Consider the following 8,692-nt stretch of genomic DNA (forward strand, 5'->3'; position numbering starts at 1 on the left):
CAAAATGCAACAACTGTTTAAAAACATAAAAGGAGATCGGTTAATATGGGCAATAGCTGCTTTATTAGCTATTTTTTCGTTCCTGCCTGTTTATAGTGCGGCAAGTAATTTAGCGTATGTTGGAGGTAATACAAATACATTTGCTTTTTTTGTTAAACACTTTATGCATTTGTTTTTAGGCTTTACAATAATGTATGGCGTGCATAAAGTGCCTTACCGTTATTTTAGAGGATTGTCTATGGTAATGATTCCAATTGTATTAGTGTTATTGGTTGTCACTATTATGCAAGGAACTACTATTGCTGGAGCCAATGCAAGTCGATGGATTCGTATTCCTTTTGTAAATATGTCATTTCAAACCTCAACATTAGCTTCTGTAGTGCTAATGGTTTATGTGGCGAGATATATGTCCAAAATAAAAGATAAAAAAATATCTTTTAAAGAAACAATATTGCCACTTTGGATGCCGGTTTTTTTAATATTGGCATTAATTCTGCCTTCTAATTTTTCTACAACTGCATTAATTTTTTTAATGGTAGTCGTTTTAGTGTTTTTAGGAGGTTATCCTATAAAATACTTAGCAGTTATAATAGGGACTGGAATATTAGCTTTAGTGTTATTTGTATTGGTGGCAAAGGCCTTTCCAGATGCAATGCCAAACCGAGTAGATACTTGGATGAGTCGTATTGAGAATTTTTCAGATGGTGGAGATACTGAAGCGGATTATCAAATAGAAAAAGCAAAAATAGCTATAGCGTCTGGGCAATTAACAGGTGTAGGACCAGGGAAAAGTACGCAGAAAAACTTTTTACCTCAGTCTTCTTCAGATTTCATATTTGCAATAATTATTGAAGAATACGGCTTGATTGGAGGCTTGTTTTTAATGGTTTTATATATGTGGTTATTATTTAGAATTGTAATTGTTGCACAAAAATCTGACACCATTTTTGGTAAGCTATTAGTGCTTGGTGTTGGGTTTCCAATTGTGTTTCAGGCTATGATAAATATGGCAGTTGCTGTAGAACTGTTTCCGGTTACAGGGCAAACATTACCATTAATTAGTAGTGGTGGTACATCTATTTGGATGACTTGCTTGGCTATAGGGATTATATTGAGTGTAAGCTCTAAAAGAGAGGAGATTAAAGGTAAAGAAGGTTTGGAAAAAACAGAAGATAATCCGTTAGAAATTCTTTCGGAAACAATATAATGAGTAAACACAAAATCATATTATCAGGTGGAGGAACTGGAGGACATATATATCCTGCCATTGCAATTGCTAATGAATTAAAGTCGCGTTATCCAGATGCAGAGTTTCTTTTTGTTGGAGCCAAAGATAGAATGGAAATGGAAAAAGTGCCACAAGCGGGATATAAAATCAAAGGTTTGTGGATTACAGGAATTCAAAGGCAACTAACACTTAAAAATTTAATGTTTCCATTCAAACTTATTAATAGTTTGTGGAATGCTAGAAAAATTGTTAATGAATTTAAACCAGATGTAGCTATAGGAACTGGTGGTTTTGCAAGTGGACCTTTATTACAAGTAGCAGCGTCAAAAGGTATTCCAAGTTTAATTCAAGAACAAAATTCATATCCAGGAATTACAAATAAATTGTTGTCTAAAAAAGTACAAAAAATTTGTGTGGCTTATGAGGGTTTAGATCGGTTTTTTCCAAAGCATAAAATTATTAAAACAGGAAATCCAGTACGTCAAGGTTTATTAGATATTAATTCGAAAAGAGCAACTGCAATAAAACATTTTGAGTTGGTTGAAGATAAAAAAACATTATTAGTGCTAGGGGGAAGTTTAGGAGCTAAGGCTATTAATGAATTACTTAAGAGAGAATTAGATTTTTTGCAAACGCAACAGCTTCAAATTATATGGCAAACAGGAAAATTATATTACAATGACTATAAAATTAATGGCGATATAAAACATGTGCATGTTCACGAATTTATAAATAATATGGACTATGCATACGCGGCTGCGGATTTTATAATATCTAGAGCAGGTGCAGGTTCAGTTTCGGAGTTGTGTATTGTTGGTAAACCTGTTGTTTTTGTGCCTTCTCCTTATGTGGCAGAAGATCATCAAACAAAAAATGCAAGAGCTATTGTAGATGAAAATGCAGCTTTAATGATCTCTCAAGCCGACTTGGAAGTAGATTTTAAAAATAAATTTTCACAGTTAGTTTCTTCGGTAGAGAAACAACAGCAATTAAGTGAGAATATAAAAAAACTAGCATTAGTAAATGCAACAAAAGAAATAGTAGATGAAGTTGAAAAACTTCTAAATAAATAATATGAATTTAAACAACATACATAACATCTATTTTGTAGGTATTGGAGGTATAGGTATGAGTGCGATAGCACGTTATTTTAATGCTACTAATAAGTATGTTGCGGGTTACGATAAAACTCAAACAGAAATCACTAATGTTTTAGAAGATTTGGGTGTAAAAGTTCATTTTGAAGATTCGGTTGCTAATATAGAAGAACGATACTTAAATATTAAAGAGACATTAGTTGTTTATACTCCTGCGATTCCAAAAACTCATAAAGAGTTAACGTATTTTATAAATAGTGGCTATACAGTTTTAAAACGTTCAGAGGTTTTAGGTTTAATTACTAAAAACACATTTTGTTTAGCGGTGGCAGGAACACATGGGAAAACAACTACTACAAGTATTTTAGGTCATATTATGCGAGAATGTAATGTGCCTTTAACTGCGTTTTTGGGAGGGATTAGTGAAAATTATAATTCTAATTTAATATTGAATGGTAGTGAAGTTAGTGTAGTAGAAGCAGATGAATTTGACCGTTCTTTTTTAACGCTTTCACCAGACTTAGCATGTATTACGTCTATGGATGCAGATCATTTGGATATTTATGGAGATGCTTCAGAGTTAGTGAAAACATTTGAAGATTTTTCTAAAAAATTAAAGGCTAACGGAAAATTATTTATTAAAAATGGCTTGCCCTTAATGGGCATTACATATGGTATTGAGGATGATTCAGATTATACTGCTAAAAATATAAAAATAGAAAATGGAGCATATGTGTTTGATGTTAAGACACCAAATGCGCTGTTGGAAAAAGTTCAATTTAACCTACCAGGTAGACATAATTTGTCGAATGCATTAATTGCCTTAGCGATGGCTGTAGAATATGGTCTCCCTCAACCGCAGCTCACTAAGGCTTTGGCATCTTATAAAGGTGTGAAAAGACGTTTTACGTATCAAATTAAAACAGATGAGTTGGTGTTTATTGATGATTATGCGCATCATCCAGAAGAGATTAATGCTGTACATCAAGCTGTTAGAGAGATGTATCCAGAGGAAAAAGTGTTGGCGATTTTTCAGCCACATTTATTTTCAAGAACAAAAGATTTTGGAACCGATTTTGCAAGAAGTTTGTCTCAGTTTGATGAAGTAAAACTACTTGACATATACCCAGCAAGAGAATTACCAATAGAAGGTATAACCTCTAAGTGGTTGTTGGAGCAAATAGATAACCCAAAGAAAGAATTAATTAGTAAGTCTGAAATGATTCAGAAAATAAAACAAAGTAGTGCGAAAATAATTCTCACTATTGGAGCAGGAGATATTGGAGCCGAAGTACAAAAAATAAAACAAGCATTGGTTAATGAAAATTAATTGGAACTACATAAAAATGTTTCTATTACTAGCTTTAGTAATATTTCTATTTGCTTTTGCGTCTAAGAAAAATGGTAATCGAAAGATCGTAAAAACAACCATAGAATTTGTAGATGAGCAAAAACCATTTATTACTCATGCGACTGTTAGTAAATTGTTAATACAAAATCAAGAAGCTGTTACGAGTGTGCCTAAAGAAACTTTAGATTTGAATACTATAGAATCTGCCCTAAACGCTAACGCAATGATTGAAAAAGCTGAAGTTTTCTTAAGTGTAAATGGAGATTTTTCAGCTAAAATAAAACAAAAGAAACCTATTGCAAGAGTCAGTAATTCAGGCTCTTATTATATAGATGATAAAGGAGGTTATATGCCTTTGTCATCAAATTATACTGCGCGAGTACCCATGGTTACTGGTAAAGTGTCAAAGAAAGATTTAAGTAATGTTTATGCTATTGCTAGTAGAATTGATACTGACGATTTCTTAAAAAAGAATGTCGTATCGATTCATCAAAATGAAAATAAGTCTATCAATTTAAGATTAAGACAATGTCAATTTATAGTGCAATTAGGAAACCTTAAACATTTAGAAAAAAAAATAAATAACCTTAAAGCGTTTTATAAAAAAGCGATTAAGGATAAGAGTTTAAAAAAATATAGCAAAGTTAATTTGCAATTTGAAAACCAAGTTGTTTGTACTAAAGTATAAATTATGGAACAGAATTTAGCAGTTGGATTAGATATTGGAACCACAAAAATTGTGGCGATGATTGGTCGTAAAAATGAATATGGTAAAGTAGAGATTTTAGGCATTGGAAAGTCTAAAAGTTTGGGTGTACATCGTGGTGTAGTAAATAATATTACGCAAACAATTCAATCTATCCAATTAGCAATTCAAGAAGCAGAAGCTGCAGCCGCACTTAAAATAGAAGGCGTAACTGTTGGTATTGCAGGGCAACATATTCGTAGTCTACAACATAGTGATTATATCACACGACCAGATTCTGAAACAGTAATTGATGAAGAAGATATTGACCGTTTGGTAAATCAAGTGCATAAGTTGGTAATGTTACCTGGAGAAGAAATTATTCATGTATTACCACAAGAATATAAAGTTGATGGTCAAGCAGAGATAAAAGAGCCTATAGGAATGTATGGTGGAAGGCTGGAAGCTAATTTTCATGTTGTAGTAGGTCAAGTGTCTTCTATTAGAAATATTGGGCGCTGTGTTAAGAGTTCAGGGCTAGCTTTAGAAGGCATCACGCTTGAGCCTTTAGCTTCAGCTAACGCAGTATTGAGTCAAGAAGAAAAAGAAGCTGGAGTAGCGTTAATTGATATTGGAGGAGGAACTACAGATTTGGCCATTTTTAGAGATGGAATCATACGTCATACTGCAGTAATACCATTTGGAGGAAATGTTATTACGGAGGATATAAAAGAAGGCTGTTCTATCATTGAAAAACAAGCTGAATTATTAAAAATAAAATTTGGCTCTGCATGGCCAGGAGAAAATAAGGACAATGAAATTGTATCTATTCCAGGATTACGAGGAAGAGATCCAAAAGAAATTACATTGAAAAATTTATCTAAAATTATTCATGCAAGAGTTGTTGAAATTATAGAGCAAGTGTATGTAGAAATTAAAAACTATGGACATGAAGAACAAAAGAAAAAACTAATTGCAGGTATTGTATTAACTGGAGGAGGAAGCCAGTTAAAACATTTAAAACAATTAGTTGAATATATTACAGGAATGGATACCAGAGTAGGTTATCCAAATGAACATTTGGCAGGGGATAGCGATGATGCTATTACAAGTCCATTGTTTGCAACTGCGGTTGGTTTAGTAATGGATGGTTTAAAACGACAAGAAAGAGTTAAAGCAGAAGCCGTTGTTGAAGAAATAGAAAAAGAAGATTCTGAGTTTTTAGTTGAAGAAGAAGAGATAGTAGAGCCGCCAAAAAAACAAAAACGCTCCTTTTTAGATGCGTTAACAGAGCGTGTTAAAGATTTTTTAGACAACGCAGAATAATTAATAAATAAGTATGACGAAGGTATGTATCGTCAATAAAAATAGTAATTGATCCAAATAAATAGAATTTTATGAGCAACAAAGAATTCGAAAGTATCGCCTTTGATTTACCTAAAAATCAATCTAACGTCATAAAGGTTATTGGTGTTGGTGGAGGTGGTAGCAACGCTATTAACCATATGTTCCAGCAAGGTATTAAAGGAGTGGATTTTGTAATCTGTAATACAGATGCCCAAGCACTTCAAAATAGTGGTGTTCCAAATAAAATCCAATTAGGTGTTAATTTAACCGAAGGATTAGGAGCTGGAGCAAACCCAAATGTAGGTAAAGAGTCAGCAGAAGAAAGTTTTGATGACATTCAACAAATGTTAGGAACCAATACAAAAATGGTTTTTATAACTGCAGGAATGGGAGGAGGAACTGGAACTGGAGCGGCACCTATTATTGCTAAAATGGCTAAAGAATTAGACATTTTAACTGTAGGTATTGTTACAATGCCATTTCAGTTTGAAGGGAAGATGCGTAATGAGCAAGCGCAAGAAGGAATTGAGAAATTACGTGCAGAAGTAGATTCGTTAATCGTAATCAATAATAATAAATTACGAGAAGTATATGGTAATTTAGGCTTTAAGGCTGGTTTCTCTAAAGCAGATGAGGTCTTATCAACAGCAGCTAGAGGTATAGCAGAAGTTATAACACATCACTATACTCAAAATATTGATTTACGTGATGCTAAAACAGTTTTAAGCAATAGTGGTACAGCTATTATGGGATCTGCAACGTCATCAGGTCAAAATAGAGCACAAGAAGCAATTTCTAAAGCATTAGATTCGCCGTTATTAAATGATAATAAAATTACTGGAGCTAAAAACGTATTGTTGCTAATCGTTTCGGGTTCTCAGGAAATTACTATTGATGAAATAGGTGAGATTAATGATCATATTCAAGCAGAAGCCGGTCATGGAGCAAACATTATTATGGGTGTTGGTGAAGATGAAGCTTTAGAAGAATCTATAGCAGTAACAATAATAGCTACAGGTTTTAATATTGAACAACAAGATGAGATTTCTAATACTGAAACTAAAAAAGTTATTCATGCTTTAGAGGAAGATCAAAGTATAGAAAAAGATTTAAGTAATGAAGAAGATTCTCCAGCTATAATAACGCCAGATATTGTTCTTGAAAAACCAAAACCAGTTAAGGTGGTTAAACATACTTTAGACTTAAATGAAGATGCTGAAGACACTTTGAGTAAGTTTGAAATGGATTTAATCAATAAACAAAGAAGTGTAACATTAGAAGATTTAGGATTAGTAACAACAACAGAGATTATTAAAAATATGGATGTTGTTTATGATGAAGTGGTAGCGACTTTTGATACCGAAGAAGATTTTGTTATTACATCATCTACTGAAGAAAATAATCAAAACAATGTAATTGAAGAAGAGGAGAAAAAACAACAAATAACGTTGAGTTTTGATTTACCTATTAATGAAAAGTCTATTGAAGATGAAGAGCCTATTACTTACGATTTAACAAGCGAAGTAAAAGATATAGAAGTTAATGATCATGTAGAGTTAATTCCTGTTACCGAAGTTCGTGAAGATGAAGAAGTACGTTATGCTTTGGATGATTATATAGAAGTTAATTCTGCATTAAATTCTAATCAAAAAACAACTGAAGTCAAAGAAGAAGTAGATGCTGAGATCGTTTTTGAAAAAAAATCTGTAGAAGAAAAAGCTCCTAAAATAACTCCAGAAGAAGATTTAGATCCTACGAATAGTTCTATTTCTGATATTCTAAAAGAGCGTGCAGATGATAGAAGAGAAAAGATGAAAAGTTTCAATTATAAATTCAATAATGCAAAGATTGATGATATAGAAAAGATTCCTGCATACAAACGTCAAGGAATGACTTTAGACGAAACACAGCATTCATCCTCAGAAACAAATGCATCTAAAACTAGTTTAAGTATAGATGATAATGATGATATTCAATTAAGAAATAATAATTCTTTTTTACACGATAACGTAGATTAAATATTTTAAATAGCATATTTAGTCGTATTAAGACCCAGCAAGTTTCCCAACTTTCTGGGTTTTTTAATAAAGTCAATTACGATTTATACAAATAGTGAATCCATTTTTCTTAGTATCTTCGCAATTCAATAAAATCAAAATAAAATGAGTTTATCGCAAAATATAATGACTGCCTTAAAAGAGGCAATGAAAAGTAAAAATACCGTAGCATTAACAGCTTTACGAGCAGTTAAATCTGCTATTTTGTTAGCGCAAACAGAAAGTGGAGCAAAAGAAGAATTAACTGAAGAGCAAGAGCTTAAAATTCTTCAAAAACAAGTAAAACAACGTAAGGATAGTGCTGCTATATTTGTAGAGCAAGGGCGAGAAGATTTGGCGGCACCAGAATTAGCTGAAGCAGAAGTGATAGCTCAATTTTTACCAGAAGCTATGACAGAAGAAGAAGTAGCTAAAGTTGTGGAAGAGATGATAGCAAAAACAGGAGCAGAAGGCATGAAAGATATGGGGAAAGTAATGGGTATGGTTAATAAAGCTGTTGCAGGTAGAGCAGATGGTAAAACAATATCTACAATTGTGAAAGCTAAACTAGCGTAATTTATATTATTCCTAATTAGAATAGGAATCAATGGCCTCGTAGTTCAACTGGATAGAATATCAGATTTCGGCTCTGAGGGTTGGAGGTTCGAATCCTCTCGAGGTCACGAATGAAAAGAAAACGCTGATAAAAATAATCAAGCTTGCTTGAGATTATTTTTATCAGCGTTTTCTTTTGTCAAAACGGAGTTTTGAGGATCACGAAGCAAAGCGAAGTAATCCTTTTAAAAATGATTTGCGTTAATCAAGCTTGCTTGAGATTATTTTTATCAGCGTTTTCTTTTATCAAAACGGGGTTTTGAGGATCACGAAGCAAAGCGAAGTAATCCTTTTAAAAATGATTTGCGTTAATCAAGCTTGCTTGAGATTATT

General features: G+C 32.8%; 7 protein-coding genes and 1 tRNA gene. All 8 read left to right on the forward strand.

Annotated features, from left to right (window positions below; translation table 11 throughout):
* Positions 1 to 4 precede the first annotated feature (4 nt).
* The 8 genes from Q0997_RS05100 (at position 5) to Q0997_RS05135 (ending at position 8,427) form a co-directional block, all read left to right on the forward strand.
* Positions 5 to 1,207: an FtsW/RodA/SpoVE family cell cycle protein gene (locus Q0997_RS05100; RefSeq protein WP_299885486.1), complete on the forward strand. Its 1,203-nt coding sequence runs from the start codon at positions 5 to 7 to the stop codon at positions 1,205 to 1,207.
* Positions 1,207 to 2,301 carry an undecaprenyldiphospho-muramoylpentapeptide beta-N-acetylglucosaminyltransferase gene (gene murG / locus Q0997_RS05105; protein ID WP_299885489.1) on the forward strand — a complete coding sequence of 365 codons (1,095 nt, stop codon included), beginning with the start codon at positions 1,207 to 1,209 and terminating at the stop codon, positions 2,299 to 2,301. The genes Q0997_RS05100 and murG overlap by 1 nt, the downstream gene beginning before the upstream one ends.
* Position 2,302: 1 nt before the next feature.
* Positions 2,303 to 3,655 (forward strand): UDP-N-acetylmuramate--L-alanine ligase, encoded by a 1,353-nt coding sequence (gene murC, locus Q0997_RS05110; RefSeq protein WP_299885490.1) that lies wholly within the window; start codon positions 2,303 to 2,305, stop codon positions 3,653 to 3,655.
* Complete coding sequence (locus tag Q0997_RS05115) at positions 3,645 to 4,364, forward strand: cell division protein FtsQ/DivIB (protein WP_299885493.1); 720 nt, start codon at positions 3,645 to 3,647, stop codon at positions 4,362 to 4,364. The genes murC and Q0997_RS05115 overlap by 11 nt, the downstream gene beginning before the upstream one ends.
* Before the next feature lie 3 nt (positions 4,365 to 4,367).
* Positions 4,368 to 5,687: a cell division protein FtsA gene (ftsA, locus tag Q0997_RS05120; protein ID WP_299885495.1), complete on the forward strand. Its 1,320-nt coding sequence runs from the start codon at positions 4,368 to 4,370 to the stop codon at positions 5,685 to 5,687.
* A 71-nt stretch (positions 5,688 to 5,758) separates the two neighbouring features.
* Positions 5,759 to 7,726 carry a cell division protein FtsZ gene (ftsZ, locus tag Q0997_RS05125; RefSeq protein WP_299885498.1) on the forward strand — a complete coding sequence of 656 codons (1,968 nt, stop codon included), beginning with the start codon at positions 5,759 to 5,761 and terminating at the stop codon, positions 7,724 to 7,726.
* Between the two features lie 144 nt (positions 7,727 to 7,870).
* Entirely contained in the window at positions 7,871 to 8,320 is a 450-nt protein-coding gene (locus tag Q0997_RS05130; RefSeq protein WP_299885501.1) for a GatB/YqeY domain-containing protein, read from the forward strand.
* Between the two features lie 33 nt (positions 8,321 to 8,353).
* A tRNA-Arg gene (locus tag Q0997_RS05135) sits at positions 8,354 to 8,427 on the forward strand.
* The last annotated feature ends 265 nt before the right edge of the window (positions 8,428 to 8,692 follow it).

It is taken from the genome of uncultured Lacinutrix sp. (assembly GCF_947500325.1).
Taxonomy (GTDB): Bacteria; Bacteroidota; Bacteroidia; order Flavobacteriales; family Flavobacteriaceae; genus Lacinutrix.

Bases quoted from the DNA above. Each gene is read 5' to 3' on its own strand.
- Q0997_RS05100 (WP_299885486.1), top strand. From the start codon at position 5: ATGCAACAACTGTTTAAAAACATAAAAGGAGATCGGTTAATATGGGCA.
- murG (WP_299885489.1), top strand. From the start codon at position 1,207: ATGAGTAAACACAAAATCATATTATCAGGTGGAGGAACTGGAGGACAT.
- murC (WP_299885490.1), top strand. From the start codon at position 2,303: ATGAATTTAAACAACATACATAACATCTATTTTGTAGGTATTGGAGGT.
- Q0997_RS05115 (WP_299885493.1), top strand. From the start codon at position 3,645: ATGAAAATTAATTGGAACTACATAAAAATGTTTCTATTACTAGCTTTA.
- ftsA (WP_299885495.1), top strand. From the start codon at position 4,368: ATGGAACAGAATTTAGCAGTTGGATTAGATATTGGAACCACAAAAATT.
- ftsZ (WP_299885498.1), top strand. From the start codon at position 5,759: ATGAGCAACAAAGAATTCGAAAGTATCGCCTTTGATTTACCTAAAAAT.
- Q0997_RS05130 (WP_299885501.1), top strand. From the start codon at position 7,871: ATGAGTTTATCGCAAAATATAATGACTGCCTTAAAAGAGGCAATGAAA.